Genomic DNA, 14,810 nt, shown 5'->3' with positions numbered 1-14,810 from the left:
GGTCATGGCCTTTCATGCCGTGCGCGATTTCGCTGACAACTTAATCCTGATGCGGCGATTGACGTTTTAAAACCGTCATCACACGGCGCTATACTGGCCATAGCTTGGATAAGGGTGCTCAGATCTTTGGGCGCATGTGAGTTTTATAGGGGTGGGGTATGGATTACCGTCTATTAGATAGCTTATCGCGTCGTACAATTTTGCGTGTTGCAGGCGCGGGGGCCGTCGCGGCTTTGGCGAGCGCGTGTAAAGTCGGCGATACGGCGGGTAAGCCCGCCTTTCAAAGTTATCCGTTCGCGCTGGGCGTTGCTTCGGGTGATCCCACGGTGGATGGCTTTGTTTTATGGACCCGTCTGGCCCCTAATCCTTTGGACGAAGATGGCGGCATGGGCGATCAAATCGTTGATGTGGCCTATGAAGTCGCTGAAGATGAAGGCTTTACCCGTATTGTGCGGACGGGTGTTGAGCGCGCTGTACCCGGTTGGGGCCATGCCATCCATGCTGAAGTTTATGGTTTGCCGGCCGGGCGCTCTTACTTCTATCGTTTCCATGCCGCAGGGGTGGCGAGCCCGGTGGGCCGGGCCCACACTGCGCCCGCCTATGGTGAGGCGCGTGATCGCATGACGATCGCTTGGGTGTCTTGTTCGCATTATGAGCAAGGCTTCTTTCATGCCTATCAAGATGTCGTGGCGCAGACGCCTGATTTGATCGTGCATACGGGCGATCATATTTATGAATCCAGCTGGGGTAATCAAATCCGTCGCCATGTGACGCCAGAGCCCTTCACTCTGGGTGATTATCGCCGCACCCATGCGCTTTATCGTTTGGACCCGGATCTTCAGGCGGCCGCCGCGGTTGCACCTTGGGTCATGGTCTGGGACGATCATGAGGTGGACAATGATTATGCGGGCGATATCGCTGAAACCCCTGAGGTTAGCGTTGAAGCCTTCCGTGCGCGTCGTTTGGCGGCTTATCAGGCCTATTGGGAAAACATGCCCTTGCGCCGTAAGGCCATGTTGGACCGTGCCCATGGTGAAATGCGCATCTGGTCACAATCGACATTTGGGGCGCTCGCCAGCGTGTATATGACTGATGGGCGTCAATATCGCTCGCCGTTGGCCTGTCCGACACCCGATGATCGCGGGGGACAAGTCATTCCAACCACGTGCGAAGATTTGGCGGATGACAGCCGCACCTATCTGGGCTCGGGCCAGGAAGGCTGGCTGCGCAGCCAGTTTGGCCGTACCGGGGCGCGATGGAACATTATCGTTCAGCCCACCTTGTTCTCAGACTTTACCTATCCAACGCCGGATGGCGGATCATTGGTTTGGTCGGATGGCTGGGGCGGGTATCCAGCGGCGCGTCAACGCTTGGTCGATCTGATGGCCTCGCGCGAAGGGGCTAACCCGATCTTGTTGGGCGGGGATACCCATTGTAATTGGGTGTCAGACATTAAGGCTGATTATCTCAACCCCAACTCCGCCACGGTGGGCAGTGAGTTTGTCACAACCTCGATCACCTCAGGCCATGGCTATCAAGATGTGATGGCCGCGAATGTACCAAACTTCCCCCACATCAAGCATTTTGATGGGCGTGAGCGCGGCTATGGCTTGCTGGAGCTGTTTGATGATCGTGCCGAGGTGTCCTTGCGCGTGGTGGAAGATGTCACGCGCCGTGATGGTAACACCGTGCGCAATCAGGCTAAATTCGTCATTGAAGCCGGGCAGCCTGGCCCCGTCTCGATGAGTGCCTGATCTTCATACGTCCCCAGGGCTTGCCAAAGCGCGGCTGCGACCTTGCCGATGGCACGGTCGCGGCGGCGGATTTTATAAACGCGGGTGCGCCGGGGCGGGAATCCATCAATGGCGAGGATTTTCAGCCGCCCGGCGGCGACATCATCCCTGACCAGATAGCAGGGCAAGCCGCCCCAGCCTTGCTTGCTCACGATCAAAGCCTTCTTCATCGCAAAGTCCGAGACCGTCATGCGGTAACTGCCTGAGAGTACATCGCGCGATTGGGTGAAGCGTCCCTCACTGGTGTCGGCAACCACGATCTGGGTATAGCTATACATATCGCCGATGGTTTTCAGGCTATCAATACGCGCGGGCTCAAAATCAGGATGTGCCACGGGCAGGATGGTCGTCGCGCGATAGGGAATGGCTTCGACCTGATCGCTTTCAATGCCGGCCATGCTGGACAGAATGATCTGCGCTTTTTCTTCCATTAATCGGGCCAGCGCCCCGCCCATCATTTCCTTGTAAAGTCGGATATGGGTTGCGGGAAAGCGCTGGTGAACCTGTTCGATGGCGGCGACGAGGGCTTCAGAGGGGATGGTTTCGGAATAGGCGATGCCAATCTCGGTTTCCTCATCGGCGGCCAGGCTGTGGGCGGTGGATTTCAGCGCGCGTGCATGGTGTAGAACGCGGCTGGCTTGGGCGTAGAATTGGCGCCCCTCAGCGGTCAGGGTAGGGCGATAATCCTCGCGTGAGAGGAGTTTAGCCCCCGCCTCATCCTCTAACACCTTGATCATGTGACTGATGGCGGATTGCGATTTGTGTAAATGCTCGGCTGCCGCGCGGAAGGTTCCGGTTTGCACAATGGCGTCGAGCGCCATCAATTGATCCAGGGTCATGGGCGTATCCAGATGATCGAAAATCATGATCGTGATCATGAAAACTCGATATTATCTTATAATCGAGGGTGTGGCTAGCGTGCGTGCATCATCAGACAAGGAGTGCGTTGATGAAGCTCTATTACAAAACCGGTGTCTGCTCGATGGCGAGCCACATCATCCTTAATGAAACCAATCAAAACTACGAATTGGATCTGGTCGATCTGGTCGCGAAGACGACCCAAAATGGCGATGACTACCGCAAAGTCAACAAGATGGGTTATGTGCCGGCGTTAGAGCTTGATAGTGGCGTTGTGATCACCGAAGGCCCGGCGATTTTGCAATATCTGGGCGATCAAAAGCCTGAGCTTAACTTGGTAGGGCCGCTGGGTTCGGTGGAGCGCGCCAAGGTTATTGGCTATCTCAATTTTGTCGGCAGTGAGCTGCATAAAGCCCATGGGCCGTTTTTTAAGGGCGGCAGCGATAGCGAAAAGGCCGCAGCGCGTGAACGCTTGGATGTCCTTTATAGCTATGTTGAGGGTGAGCTGAGCGCGCATGGGCCGTATCTGACCGGTGAAACCTTCACGATTGCGGATGCTTATCTGTTCGTCGTGTCGAATTGGTCGGCGCATATTGATTATGATTTGAGCATTTATCCTCATCTCAAAGCCTTCCAGGACAAAGTTGGCGCACGTCCAGCCGTGCAGAAAACCCTGAAATCAGAAGGGTTGATCTAATGGCAGGGGTTGAGCGCGACATGACGGCGTTGATGGGCGTTATGGCCCAGTATTTCGAAGGCCTTTATCAAGCGGATATAGACGTGCTGGGTCCGGTTTTTCACCGCGATGCGCGCTATGTGAACGCCAGCGCGGGCCATTATGTCGCGCTCAGCCTGCCCGATTATCTCGCGCGGGTTAAGGCGCGCACGCCGCCCGCACATACGGGGGATGCGCGAAAGGATCAGGTGATCAGCGTGCGGTGTGAGGGGGATATGGCCTTCATCACCGCCAGGATGGAGATGGTGGGGCTCGCCTATCTTGACTATCTGACTTTTATTCGTACCGATGAAACCTGGCAGATCATTGCCAAGATTTTTACCCATCAGCCCTTGGAGGCCTAAATGCCCTACGTCAATATTCAAGTGACTAAAGAAGGGGGGCCGGATGGAACCGGTCCCAGCAAGGAAGAAAAAGCGGCCCTGATCAAGGGTGTGACCGGCGTGCTTCACGATGTTCTGGGCAAAGACCCGGCGAAGACCTTTGTGGTCATTGAAGAGGTGGATTTGGACAATTGGGGATGTGGCGGGCTGCAAGTGCGTGAATATCGCGCTTTGAAAGCCAAGGGTTAACCGAGGGCAGAAAATTTCATCTCGGGCAAGTGAAAAAGGAGGCGCAAAGGCCTCCTTTTTTGCATAGCAAGCGTGTAAAAAGAGCAAGCGTCAAAGGGCGAAACATTCGATAATGAGCCGCCTTCGAATTTTATTCTCGCGCGGGCTTCCCCCCGCGCCCCAGCCGATTTATGGGGCCTGATATGAGCTTACCCTTGCAACCGAGCCACGAAACATCACCGCAGCGTGCCATCCATACCTGTTGGCCGCATTCGGCCAAGATTTGGGGGGAGTATTATGAGGGCGCGCAAGAGGAATTTGGCGCGTTTTTAACCGCGCTGGGAACCGCCAATGATCGCGGTCATGCCGTGCGCTTGGTGGTCTATTGCGCCAATGATGAGGCCGAAGCCTCTGCGCGCAAACGCCTGCCTAAAACCGCGCAATTCGTGCGCGCCGAATATGGGGATGTCTGGGCGCGCGATACCGGCCCGGTCTTTGTGCGCGAGAATGGCGAGCTGGTCGGCGTGCGCTTTGGCTTCAATGGCTGGGGCGGCAAATTCAACTATCCCGAAGATCAAACCATTGGTGGGGAAATCATCAAGCAAGCCGGTGCCAAAGAGCGCCTGTTCAAGCATTTCACCACCGAAGGCGGCGCGCTGGAATTTGATGGCGAGGGCACGATGATCGCGACCCGTCACTCCATTCTCAACACCAATCGCCAAGATCACCCCTCGCAGGAAGAGGCCGAAGCCATCTTCAAAGAGGCGTTGGGCATCGAAAAAGTCATCTGGCTGGATGATGGCCTGCACGCCGACCACACCGATGGTCACATCGATAACGTTGCGCGCTTTGCCCGTCCGGGGGTTGTGGTTTGTCAGGCCCCGTGGGGCACCAATGACCCCAATCGTGACCGTCATGAAGAGGTGGCCCGCGTCCTGTCCGAAGCGACTGACGCCAAAGGGCGTAAATTAGAAGTGCGCCGCATTCCCTCACCTGGCCTGTTCACCAACGCAGAAGGCGAGATCTTCCCCGCCTCGCACATGAATTGGGTTATCGGGACGCGTCATCTGGTGATGCCGGTCTATACCGATGCCGCCCAGGCCGCTGTGCGCGCGATGCAGGATATTTTTCCTGAGTATGAGGTTGTCGGAAAGTCAGCCAAGCATATCTTAATGGGCGGTGGGGCTTTCCACTGTGTGACCTGTAACCAGCCAGCCGTGTAAGGCCAGAGGGACGAATGGGATTTGGGTGGAGCCGCCTTGGCGGTCAAAACGTGTGCCGCGCGCTCTGGGCTGTGTTAGGGCTCTTCGCGCTGATACCGTCGATGGGCGGCGTATCCGCCCATGCCCAGCCGCGCCCACCGGTTACTGATCCCGATCGCGACGCGCTCTATGCGCGCTATCCTTATCTGGAAACGGCGATGGCGCGTTTCCAGCAAGCTGCAGAGAGCGACAAGGTTGTCGGCATGGCCGTCGCGGTGTTGGAGGAAGGCCGCCCGGTCCTGATCTTCACCAGCGGTGAAACGGCCGCCGGGACCGGTGAGCCCATTACGCCGAGCACGGTATTCCGTGCCGCATCCCTCACCAAGACCTTCACCGGGACCTTGGCCGCGATGCTGGAGGAGGAGGGGCGTCTGGATCTGGGCCAAGCGGTACCCGCCAGCGTTCTGACCTTAAAAGGCAGCCGTCAGCCGAGTGTGCTGGAGATATTGAGCCATCAAACCGGCTTGCCGCCCAATGCCTATGACAATCTGATTGAGGCGGGGCGAACCGGGCTACATGCGCGTGAACGCTTGGCTGAAGTCGATTTGATGTGTTCGCTCGGTGGCTGTTATACCTACCAAAATGTTGCATTCAGCGCGGTTGAGCCGGTGATTGAGGCCGCAACGGGCGAACGCTATCAAGACCTGATCGAAAGCCATATTTTCGCCCGCTATAACTTGCCCAATGCCAGTATTGGGGTGGAAAGCTTGAAACGTGCCCCCAGCTGGGCGAGGCCCCATTCGGGCTGGCGACGCCTTCATGATCGCCCGGGTAATCCCGACAGTCCTTATGACGACTTGCCGTCCGCAGCCGGGATCAATCTTAGCTTGATGGATTTGATCAAATGGGCGCAAGTGCAATTGGATGAAGAAACGGGGCTTTCTGAGGCCGTGCGCACGCGCCTACGCACGCCTTATATTGATAGTTTGCGCGAAACGCGTCGCTTCTCGCGCCGATATCAGGGCCGTGTCAGCGACACGGCCTATGGGCTGGGCTGGCGCATTTATCAGTGGGGGGATCGCGAGCTGATCGCCCATTCCGGCTCGCTGTCGGGCTATGGCGCGCAGATCGTGTTTGAACCGGCGAGCGGTTTTGCCTTTGTCGGCTTATGGAATTCGGACACACGCTATCCGTGGGCCTTGTGGCCGACGGTGATGGATTTACGCACCGGGGATGGTCCTGGTGATTGGCTTGACCAGATTGAAGAGGATTAGGGACATGTCACAGACCCTTAAAGTTGGCCTGTTGCAGGCTGCGTTTGGCCCGGATATGGCGGCCAATATCGACACCGTGAAGACCCTGATCCGCGAGGCCGCGGGTAAGGGCGCGCAGGTGATTTTGCCGCCTGAATTGTTTCAGGGCGAATATTTCTGCAAAACCCAAATCGCGGCGCATTTTGATCGCGCTTATCCCGCGTTTGAGCATCCTTGCGTTACCGCGCTTCAGCCTTTGGCCGAAGAATTGGAAGTCGCGATCCCGGTGTCCATCTATGAAAAGGATGGCCCTGAATATTATAACTCGGTTGTGATGCTGGACGCGGATGGCTCTGTGCTGGGCGTTTATCGCAAAAGCCACATCCCAGATGGCCCAGGCTATCAAGAGAAGTTCTACTTCAAGCCGGGTGATACCGGCTTTCGGGTGTGGCATACGCGCTATGGCCGCATTGGCGTTGGGATTTGCTGGGATCAATGGTTCCCAGAATGCGCACGCTCCATGGCGCTGATGGGCGCGGAGGTTTTGATGTATCCCACCGCGATCGGCTCTGAGCCGCAAGATTCAGGTCTGGATACCGCCGCGCGCTGGCGTCGGTGTATGCAAGGCCATGGCGTGGCCAATGTGATCCCGGTCGTTGCCGCCAACCGGGTTGGCAATGAAGACGGTCAGGTCTTCTATGGTACGTCCTTCATCAGTGATCATACCGGTGAAGTGGTGTGTGATCTGGACCGCGAAGAAACCGGCGTTCTGGTCGCGGAGTTTGATCGTCAGGCGATTGATCGCGCGCGGGCCAGCTGGGGCGTATTCCGCGATCGCCGTCCGGATTTGTACGATACCCTCGTTTAGGACCGCTCTATTCTAGGTCCATCTCTTGATACTTCGTCCTTTTCAGCTCGGGCGTGATCATCGCCATGATGACGCCCAGGCTGAGGACCGGCCAAGAAAAGGCTATCGCTTGATCGACCAGGCCAATCGTTAAATTGGCAACACCGATCCCGATCCCGATGGTGGTGATCAGTGCACTGGCCGCAAGGGTGTAATACCGCATGGGCCTCTCCATCATTTGAAAAGATGATAAGACCCATACTGACATAAAGTGGCTAAAAAAGGGTTGCGCGCGGGCGTGTTTTTCTACGACTTTAGTGGGCTGCGCCGCTTAAATTAAGAACGCCCGCAATCCCATCGAGGATGAATTGCGCCGCCAGCGCGGCCAGAATAACGCCCAGAATGCGGGTGATCATGGCTGCCAAAGTCTCGCCCATCAAGCGCATGATAAAGCCCACCGCCAGGAAGATGATGAAACAGAAGGCCAGATTGGCCCCCATCCCGGCGAGTACCAGCATTTGATTGCCCACATGATCGCCCACTTCAGACATGAACAGCATGATGGAGGCGATGGCGCCCGGCCCCGCCAGCATCGGAATGGCCATGGGAAAGACTGAGATGTCTTCATGGGTGCCCGGAATGCTTTCATCATCGTGATTAAGCTCGGCGGCGCGTTCTTCGCGTCGTTCCGTGCGCTTTTCAAAAATCATGTCGAGCGCGATCATGAACAGAAGCACCCCGCCAGCGGCGCGAAAAGCATCCAGGCTGACATGTAAGGCGCCCAGCAGCCATTCCCCGACATAGGCAAAGCCCACCAGGATACAGGTCGCTATCAGTACGGATTTAATCGCCATGTTACGGCGGTGTGAAGCGGGGGCCCCTTCGGTCAAGGAGGCGAAAATCGGGGCCACCCCGACCGGGTCGATCACCACGAAAAAGGTCACAAATGATGCCGCCAGCAAGGACCAATCAATGGCACCCATCCCATACTCCATAGATGTTAGAAAGTCGAAACAAAGCCTAGCCCTATCACTCAATGTCACCCTTGGCGAGGCTTCTATGTCAAAAAGCTGTCATGCGTTAAAGCATAGCTGAAGGTAGGTTTGAGGACGGGGCGCACTGTGTTTCACTGTGCTAAGGGGTTCGATAGCGTGTGTCATGCCAGACTTGATATGGCATCCGCGGCGTTGGCTCGATATGTCCTTCCCTATTTACGAGGGAGGTGGGCCGGTCGGACCGGAGGGGGCATCCCAGTCTATGGACCCCGGATCAAGTCCGGGGCCGCGATTTTTTATAAAGCATCCTCGCTTCGCTGCGGGCGGCCTTTGGCCTTGCGGGCTGTCGCCCGATTTATCCTCCCCTGCGAAGCGGGGGGGGGTGGCCGGAACGGCCGGAGGGGCGGGCTTTTAGCTTTTCAATGAATACTGTCATTCCGGCCTTGAGCCGGGATCTATGGTCCTAAAGGGCAATCTCAATAGATCCCGGATCTCATTATCATTCGTCCGGGATGACAGGCTGTGAGATACTGTCTCATTGCCGATGCGCGTCTGATTTTTAGTTTGATTATTGTCCCCGGATCAAGTCCGGGGCCGCGATGATGATAAAATGCCTACCGGGTTCCCGGCCTTGAGCCGGGATCCATCTTTGACAATTTCGCTCCACTCCGACGCGAAGGTTAAATAAGGAGCTGTCATTCCGGCCTTGAGCCGGGATCCATGGGCCTCAAGAGCAATCTCAATAGATCCCGGATCTCATTATCATTCGTCCGGGGTGACAGGCTGTGAGATACTGTCTCATTGCCGATGCGCGTCTGATTTTTAGTTTGATTATTGTCCCCGTCTATCCTCCGCCGCCGCCTCTAGACGAATTTCTCGCTTGCCATCGCTGCATTTTCATAACATGTTATATAACATGGCATGAAAGCTTCGGACGAAGGAGAGCGCTATGTTGGCGATTGGCAATTTTGAAGCAAGCTTGAATACGATCACAGACTATTGGTCGCCGAAAATCATCGGTCAGATCAATGGCCAATATGTCAAAGTGGCCAAGCTGAAAGGTGAATTCGTCTGGCATAAGCATGAGGGTGAGGACGAGATGTTCTACATCGTCAAAGGCGCTTTGCGCATCGAGTATGAGGCGGGAGAGGTGAATTTGAACGCGGGCGATTTCCATATCGTGCCGCGCAATACCCTGCACAATCCGGTGGCAGAAGAAGAGTGCTGGGTAGCCTTGATCGAGCCGGTGGCAACCAAGCATACCGGGGATGTGATCACCGAGCGCACAAAATCCATTGCGGATCAACTCTCCTAAGGCGCGAGCATGACCCAAACCCGCGATATTTTGGCCGAGCTTGGTCCTTTGGCTTTGGGCAGTCGCTTAAAGCGCCTGACGGAGCGCCTGCAAGCCGATGCCTTGGTCGTGCATAAAGCCTTTGGCTATCCCACACAGCCTAGTCATTTTCCCTTGCTCGCCGCGTTGGAACGCTATGGTCCGCTTTATGTCAATGAAGCCGCTGAGGCCTTGGGTGTGGCTCAGCCGGGCATTACCCGCATGACGGCGGCGCTCACCAAGTTGGGCCTGATCGCGATGAAGGCCTGTGATCAAGATCTGCGCACCAAATGCATTACCTTAACTCCTGAGGGCGCAGCGATGGTCGCGGATATGCGCGTGCGGATGTGGCCGGTGGTTGAGGGCGCGGCGCGTACCCTGATCGCCCAAAGCGGCACGGATATTTTGGAGGCGATTACCGGGATGGAAGATGCGATCGCGCAGACCAGCCATTATGATCGCATTATGGCCGAGGCCAAACGCCAAGGCCTCGCGCTAAGCGCACCGAATATGAGGACGATGCCCATGACTGGTTTTGAAATTGTTCCCTTTCGAGATGAGTTGGCTCAAGATTTTTATGACATCAATGCCCCCTGGGTGGAGGAGATGTTCTCCCTGGAGCCTAAGGATAAAGAGCAATTGGGCGATCCCAAAACTCATATTCTCGACAAAGGCGGCAAGATTTTCTTTGTTAAAGACCCTGAGCTGGGCCTTGTCGGGGCCGCCGCATTGAACCCGCATGAACCGGGCCGATTTGAGCTGACCAAGATGGGCGTCAAAAAAGAAGCGCGCGGGCGTAAGGCGGGCGAATTTTTGCTGACCGCCATAATCGCTGAGGCCAAGGCCATGGGCGTCAAAGACCTTTTCCTGTTGACCAATTCAAAATGTGAGGCGGCGATCCACCTTTATAAAAAGGCGGGCTTTTATGATGATGCAGAGGTTTTGGCAGAAAAGGGCGTCATTTTTCGCCGATGTGATGTGGCGATGCGCTATCCGCTCTAAAAGAAAAGGCTCCTCGCAGGGAGGAGCCTTCGCTTTGAGGGGGGTTATTCTGGGGTCATACAGGCGCGGACATAGGCGGGCAGTTGAAACGCCCCCTTATGAAGCTCCGGCGTGTAATAGCGCGTGGGCGTGTTGAGGGCTTCGAAGCGCGTTTTCAGCGTCTCAACATCAATGCTCAGCGCCTCAGTATTATCGGTGGCAAAGCCAAGGGTCATGACGCCGCCGGGATAGGTCGGCACGGTAATGGCGTAAAAGGTCGCGTGTTTGAACAAGAGATCAAAACTGCGATAGGAATTGGTCAGTTCTTGCGGCTGCAAGAAAGGCGCGCCGTTCTGGGTGACCAGAATGCCGCCGGGGTTCAGGCGTTTTTGGCAATCGGTGTAGAATTCGCGCGTGAACAGCACTTCACCGGGGCCAACCGGATCGGTGGAGTCCACGATGATGACATCAAAGTGTTCTTGGCTATCACGCATGAATTCCACGCCATCGGTGATGATCACCTCAAAACGCGGATCCTCGAACGCCCCATCGGACACGGTGGGGAGCCATTCTTTGGAGAATTTCACAACATCGGCGTCGATCTCAACCAAGGTGAGCTTTTCAACGCCTTTGTGTTTAAGGACTTCGCGGCCGACACCGCCATCGCCCCCGCCAATGATCAAGACCTTTTTGGCCTGACCGTGGGCGAGCAAAGGCACATGGGCCATCATCTCATGATAGATGAATTCATCGGCCGTGGTGACCTGGACAATGCCGTTTAAAACCAGAACGCGGCCATAGGTTTCGTTTTCGAAGACCAGCAAATCTTGATGCTCAGAGGCATCATGATAGATCACCTGGTCTACGCGAAGGCTGTTACCGACGGGGCCGGCCAGCGCTTCGCGAAACCACATTTCACCATTGTGTTCTTGGCAGTATTTCGGGCAGTCCTTTAAGGTCACGCACCTTCTCCACGGGCTAATTCGGTCACTTTAACGTCCGCAGCTTCGAAAGCCTGGGCGAGAATCTTCACGGCCTTTTTAGGCTGTGCATCGCCGCACATAAAGACGTCAAACGCCGCATAGCCACGCTCAGGCCAGGTGTGGGTCGAGATGTGGCTTTCCGCCAACACCGCAACGCCTGAAATGCCGCCATTGGGCTCAAAAACATGCGTGTGAATGTGCAGCAAGGTTGCGCCACATTCTTTTACACATTTTTTCATAGCCGCTTGGATGCGTTCATTATTGTCCAGGTGTTTAGCACCAAATAGGTCAATAATGATGTGATGACCGGCAATCATCACGCCATTATGCTTAATAAAATGATCCGCAGCGTCGTCATTGGCGGGTACGGGATCAATGATGAAATCGGTATCCTCATCGAGGACAGTGTTTGCAGCGTAGGAAAGAGCGTCCATTCGACTACAGAGCTCCCTTATACAAGAGTGAGAAGATAGGGCTGCTCACAGGAGACAGCCGAAAAACGAAAAGCGCTCAGGGGGCGCGCCCCCTGAGGTGTTTGCGCGTGTGTGTGGCCCGTCATGAACATGAAGCGATCCCTTACGTACGCTGGCCAACGCCGACAGCTTCTGCCGACTCTGAGAAAACGGACGGGAATGGCATGTCTTGGACACGCGCGTGTTGGACTTGACCAAAGCCGTTGAAACGGGTGGCCATCGTCTCGCCGTATGAGCCCAGATTGCCGAACTCCAGCACATCGCCTTCTTGCAGATCGACGGGCAACTCAACCTCATAAGGCCAAGTGTCCATAGAATCGCAGGTTGGACCGAACAGCTGATAGCTTTGGGTCTGGGTGCTGGCCTCGCCGGATTTGCGATGGACGCGCACCGGGAAAGGCCATTTGGCGTAAACCGCGTCATAGAGACAGCCAAACGCCCCATCATTGAGGTGGATTTGGTTGCCTTTACGCAGTTCAACACGGGTCAGCACAGAGGCCGCTTCAGCGACCAATGCCCGACCTGGCTCACACCACAATTCGGCATTCTCCAACACCATCATGGTCTCGAAGGCTTCGCAGATTGCGGTGATGTAGTCTTGCATGGGTGGGGGTACGAGACCGGGATAAATCGTTGGGAAACCCCCACCGACATCCACGATATCGACCGTCACAGCCGCACGCACAATCATGTTCGAGCAATCACGCATCGCCATGCGGTAAGCATTGGGCGACATACATTGAGAGCCGACATGGAAGCTGACGCCAAGTTTCTGCGCGTAAGAGCGCGCTTTGCGGATCAGCTCAGGGGCTTGGAACACATTGGCTCCAAACTTTCCAGCCAAAGGCAAAGTCGCCCCATCATTGGAGACCGCTAAACGGGCCACCAATGTCAAATCCTGGGCGTAGCAGGTTTCTTCAACGATCTTAGCGAGTTCTTCTTCGCAGTCGAACGCGAAGATCCGCACGCCAAATTCAAAATAGGCCCGGTGAATGGCTTCGCGCGCTTTCACAGGGTGCATGAACGCCATCGTGGCCGCGGGACAGCGCTGAGAAATCAATTGGATTTCAGGCAGCGATGCCACGTCAAACCAGCGTAGGCCGGACTGATACAAGCCATCAATAACCCATGCCGAAGGATTAGCCTTCACAGCAAAAAGAACGTGACCTGGAAAATGATCCTGGAACCAGCGGGACGCTACAGCCAAGCGATCCGGTCGGGTACAAACGACCGGGCCATCAACAGGCCGACAACGGACCAGGTCCAGGGGAGTATGGTGTTCGTACAACTCACGAGACCCCCTGATGGTAGTTAACCCAATCCGGCATCGTTACCTCCGCCGGGACCGCGCATGTAGGGTTTAATCGCGGCCATGTAAAGCTTTTTTTTGAAAATTAACCGCGCTTTTTGCAAGTGTTGTTGGGGATACACAGGCGTGATACATTTAGCTGTCACAGAAAGGTCATAAAATAAAAGGCTTTAGACGTCGCCTTCAATGCGGGCTCGGGGTTATACTGACTGCGAATAATTTTGTGGCGATGGTATATCATCTGCGCTGGCAGCAAAAAAGTGGTTTGATCCAAAGGGCTTGAGGGGGCTTTTTGAGGGCTATTTCGATGCTGAAGCTCAAGATGGGCCGGATAAAGGGGGAAGTGATGAAAGCAAGGCATGGGCTGGGTGCTGTCATCTGCGTTTTGGCGCTGATGGGCGGGGCAGAGGCGCAAACACGCGGGACGATTCGCATTGTCGGCTCGTCGACCGTTTTCCCGTTCACGACTGCAGCGGCAGAAAATTTTGGCGCCATCACCGAGTTTCCAACCCCTGTGGTGGAGGCCACAGGTACGGGCGGCGGGATGAATTTATTCTGCGCCGGGGTTGGGGTGGAGCATCCGGATATGACGGCGGCCTCGCGTCGGATGAAGTCATCTGAGTTTAATCTGTGTCAGACGCGTGGCGTCTCGCAAATTACCGAAGTGCTGATCGGGTATGATGGCATTGTCATCGGTAATTCCTTGGAGGCGGCAGCGTTAGATATCAGTAAGCACGACATCTTTTTGGCGCTGGCTGATCGTATTCCCCAGCCGGTCAATGATGATGGCGAAGCGATTGTTGATGGTGAGGGGCGGTTTATCTCCGGCTATGCGTTTTCAGATGTCGCGGATTATAGCTGCGCGGCGTTTGTGAAAAATCCTTTTCAGCGTTGGTCAGATATTTCTGCTGACTTGCCGACCTCTCGTATTGAGGTGTATGGCCCGCCGCCGACCTCCGGCACGCGCGATGCGTTTGTGGAGTTGGGTTTGCAACAAGGCGCGCGCGGCTTTGCGTGTATGGATCAGCTTTATACCCAAGACCGTGCCCGGTTTGAGGAGATTGCCAGCCGAATCCGCGAGGATCGCGCCTGGATTGATGCAGGGGAAAATGACAATACCGTCGTTCAAACCCTGATTAACTCACCCAGTGCCTTTGGCGTCTTTGGCTATTCTTATCTGGAACAAAATGCTGACCGGATCCATGGCGGTCATGTGGATGGCGTTGAGCCGACCTATGATGCGATTGCGGGCGGTGACTATCCGATTTCGCGTTCACTCTATCTCTATGTAAAAAATCAGCATGTCGGGATCGTGCCGGGTATTCAAGAATATATCGAGCACTTTACCTCGGAAGATGCCTGGGGGCCATTTGGGTATCTGGCGGAACGGGGTTTGATTGCCCTGACCGATGAGGAGCGGTTTGAAGCCTCAGAAGTGGCGCGCGCATTGGCCCCGATGGCGCATGCGCCCGAAGAATAACATGTGATGATCACGC

At 55.6% G+C, this 14,810-nt stretch carries 16 protein-coding genes; 10 read left to right on the top strand and 6 right to left on the bottom strand.

What is annotated here, in order from left to right:
- The first annotated feature begins 158 nt into the window (after positions 1-158).
- Positions 159-1,754, top strand: coding sequence for an alkaline phosphatase D family protein (locus H151_RS0102375; RefSeq protein ID WP_019960025.1), 1,596 nt, complete (start codon positions 159-161; stop codon positions 1,752-1,754).
- On the opposite strand, the gene H151_RS15235 is transcribed toward H151_RS0102375, so the two are convergent.
- Complete coding sequence (locus H151_RS15235) at positions 1,697-2,671, bottom strand: LysR family transcriptional regulator (protein ID WP_019960024.1); 975 nt, start codon at positions 2,669-2,671, stop codon at positions 1,697-1,699. The genes H151_RS0102375 and H151_RS15235 overlap by 58 nt on opposite strands.
- 71 nt (positions 2,672-2,742) lie before the next feature.
- Here H151_RS15235 and gstA point away from each other — a divergent pair, with 71 nt between their 5' ends.
- The 6 genes from gstA to aguB all read left to right on the top strand — a co-directional run bounded on the left by gstA (position 2,743) and on the right by aguB (position 7,261).
- The gene (gstA, locus tag H151_RS0102365; protein ID WP_019960023.1) at positions 2,743-3,348 is read left to right on the top strand and encodes a glutathione transferase GstA; all 606 of its coding nucleotides are present in this window, start codon (positions 2,743-2,745) and stop codon (positions 3,346-3,348) included.
- Positions 3,348-3,731: a nuclear transport factor 2 family protein gene (locus H151_RS0102360; RefSeq protein WP_019960022.1), complete on the top strand. Its 384-nt coding sequence runs from the start codon at positions 3,348-3,350 to the stop codon at positions 3,729-3,731. The genes gstA and H151_RS0102360 overlap by 1 nt, the downstream gene beginning before the upstream one ends.
- Positions 3,732-3,959 (top strand): tautomerase family protein, encoded by a 228-nt coding sequence (locus tag H151_RS0102355; protein ID WP_019960021.1) that lies wholly within the window; start codon positions 3,732-3,734, stop codon positions 3,957-3,959.
- A gap of 182 nt (positions 3,960-4,141) precedes the next feature.
- Positions 4,142-5,161 (top strand): agmatine deiminase family protein, encoded by a 1,020-nt coding sequence (locus tag H151_RS0102350; RefSeq protein WP_019960020.1) that lies wholly within the window; start codon positions 4,142-4,144, stop codon positions 5,159-5,161.
- Between the two features lie 101 nt (positions 5,162-5,262).
- Positions 5,263-6,414 (top strand): serine hydrolase domain-containing protein, encoded by a 1,152-nt coding sequence (locus H151_RS0102345; protein WP_169336694.1) that lies wholly within the window; start codon positions 5,263-5,265, stop codon positions 6,412-6,414.
- A gap of 4 nt (positions 6,415-6,418) precedes the next feature.
- Complete coding sequence (aguB, locus tag H151_RS0102340; protein WP_019960018.1) at positions 6,419-7,261, top strand: N-carbamoylputrescine amidase; 843 nt, start codon at positions 6,419-6,421, stop codon at positions 7,259-7,261.
- Between the two features lie 7 nt (positions 7,262-7,268).
- Here aguB and H151_RS0102335 read toward each other — a convergent pair whose 3' ends face one another.
- Positions 7,269-7,463: a hypothetical protein gene (locus tag H151_RS0102335; protein WP_019960017.1), complete on the bottom strand. Its 195-nt coding sequence runs from the start codon at positions 7,461-7,463 to the stop codon at positions 7,269-7,271.
- Between the two features lie 91 nt (positions 7,464-7,554).
- Positions 7,555-8,223, bottom strand: coding sequence for a MarC family protein (locus H151_RS0102330; RefSeq protein ID WP_019960016.1), 669 nt, complete (start codon positions 8,221-8,223; stop codon positions 7,555-7,557).
- Between the two features lie 961 nt (positions 8,224-9,184).
- Here H151_RS0102330 and H151_RS0102325 point away from each other — a divergent pair.
- Positions 9,185-9,550 (top strand): cupin domain-containing protein, encoded by a 366-nt coding sequence (locus tag H151_RS0102325; RefSeq protein WP_019960015.1) that lies wholly within the window; start codon positions 9,185-9,187, stop codon positions 9,548-9,550.
- Positions 9,551-9,559: 9 nt separating this feature from the next.
- Positions 9,560-10,570, top strand: coding sequence for a bifunctional helix-turn-helix transcriptional regulator/GNAT family N-acetyltransferase (locus tag H151_RS0102320; RefSeq protein ID WP_019960014.1), 1,011 nt, complete (start codon positions 9,560-9,562; stop codon positions 10,568-10,570).
- 44 nt (positions 10,571-10,614) lie between these two features.
- On the opposite strand, the gene speE is transcribed toward H151_RS0102320, so the two are convergent.
- From speE to H151_RS15230, 3 genes are all read right to left on the bottom strand, one after another.
- Positions 10,615-11,463 carry a polyamine aminopropyltransferase gene (gene speE / locus H151_RS0102315; protein ID WP_019960013.1) on the bottom strand — a complete coding sequence of 283 codons (849 nt, stop codon included), beginning with the start codon at positions 11,461-11,463 and terminating at the stop codon, positions 10,615-10,617.
- A gap of 44 nt (positions 11,464-11,507) precedes the next feature.
- Positions 11,508-11,966: an adenosylmethionine decarboxylase gene (speD, locus tag H151_RS0102310; protein ID WP_019960012.1), complete on the bottom strand. Its 459-nt coding sequence runs from the start codon at positions 11,964-11,966 to the stop codon at positions 11,508-11,510.
- Between the two features lie 142 nt (positions 11,967-12,108).
- A complete protein-coding gene (locus H151_RS15230; protein WP_233354479.1) occupies positions 12,109-13,212 on the bottom strand; it encodes a type III PLP-dependent enzyme in 1,104 nt (367 codons plus the stop codon).
- A 448-nt stretch (positions 13,213-13,660) separates the two neighbouring features.
- Between H151_RS15230 and H151_RS0102295 the strand changes: the two genes are divergently transcribed.
- Positions 13,661-14,794, top strand: coding sequence for a substrate-binding domain-containing protein (locus H151_RS0102295; RefSeq protein WP_040758538.1), 1,134 nt, complete (start codon positions 13,661-13,663; stop codon positions 14,792-14,794).
- The last annotated feature ends 16 nt before the right edge of the window (positions 14,795-14,810 follow it).

It is taken from the genome of Woodsholea maritima DSM 17123 (assembly GCF_000382325.1).
Taxonomy (GTDB): Bacteria; Pseudomonadota; Alphaproteobacteria; order Caulobacterales; family Maricaulaceae; genus Woodsholea; species Woodsholea maritima.
The sequence above is the reverse complement of the archived record's forward strand: the minus strand, read 5'-3'. Positions and strand labels throughout refer to the sequence as shown.

Bases quoted from the DNA above. Each gene is read 5' to 3' on its own strand.
- H151_RS0102375 (WP_019960025.1), top strand. From the start codon at position 159: ATGGATTACCGTCTATTAGATAGCTTATCGCGTCGTACAATTTTGCGT.
- H151_RS15235 (WP_019960024.1), bottom strand. From the start codon at position 2,671: ATGATCACGATCATGATTTTCGATCATCTGGATACGCCCATGACCCTG.
- gstA (WP_019960023.1), top strand. From the start codon at position 2,743: ATGAAGCTCTATTACAAAACCGGTGTCTGCTCGATGGCGAGCCACATC.
- H151_RS0102360 (WP_019960022.1), top strand. From the start codon at position 3,348: ATGGCAGGGGTTGAGCGCGACATGACGGCGTTGATGGGCGTTATGGCC.
- H151_RS0102355 (WP_019960021.1), top strand. From the start codon at position 3,732: ATGCCCTACGTCAATATTCAAGTGACTAAAGAAGGGGGGCCGGATGGA.
- H151_RS0102350 (WP_019960020.1), top strand. From the start codon at position 4,142: ATGAGCTTACCCTTGCAACCGAGCCACGAAACATCACCGCAGCGTGCC.
- H151_RS0102345 (WP_169336694.1), top strand. From the start codon at position 5,263: ATGGGCGGCGTATCCGCCCATGCCCAGCCGCGCCCACCGGTTACTGAT.
- aguB (WP_019960018.1), top strand. From the start codon at position 6,419: ATGTCACAGACCCTTAAAGTTGGCCTGTTGCAGGCTGCGTTTGGCCCG.
- H151_RS0102335 (WP_019960017.1), bottom strand. From the start codon at position 7,463: ATGCGGTATTACACCCTTGCGGCCAGTGCACTGATCACCACCATCGGG.
- H151_RS0102330 (WP_019960016.1), bottom strand. From the start codon at position 8,223: ATGGGTGCCATTGATTGGTCCTTGCTGGCGGCATCATTTGTGACCTTT.
- H151_RS0102325 (WP_019960015.1), top strand. From the start codon at position 9,185: ATGTTGGCGATTGGCAATTTTGAAGCAAGCTTGAATACGATCACAGAC.
- H151_RS0102320 (WP_019960014.1), top strand. From the start codon at position 9,560: ATGACCCAAACCCGCGATATTTTGGCCGAGCTTGGTCCTTTGGCTTTG.
- speE (WP_019960013.1), bottom strand. From the start codon at position 11,463: ATGTGGTTTCGCGAAGCGCTGGCCGGCCCCGTCGGTAACAGCCTTCGC.
- speD (WP_019960012.1), bottom strand. From the start codon at position 11,966: ATGGACGCTCTTTCCTACGCTGCAAACACTGTCCTCGATGAGGATACC.
- H151_RS0102295 (WP_040758538.1), top strand. From the start codon at position 13,661: ATGAAAGCAAGGCATGGGCTGGGTGCTGTCATCTGCGTTTTGGCGCTG.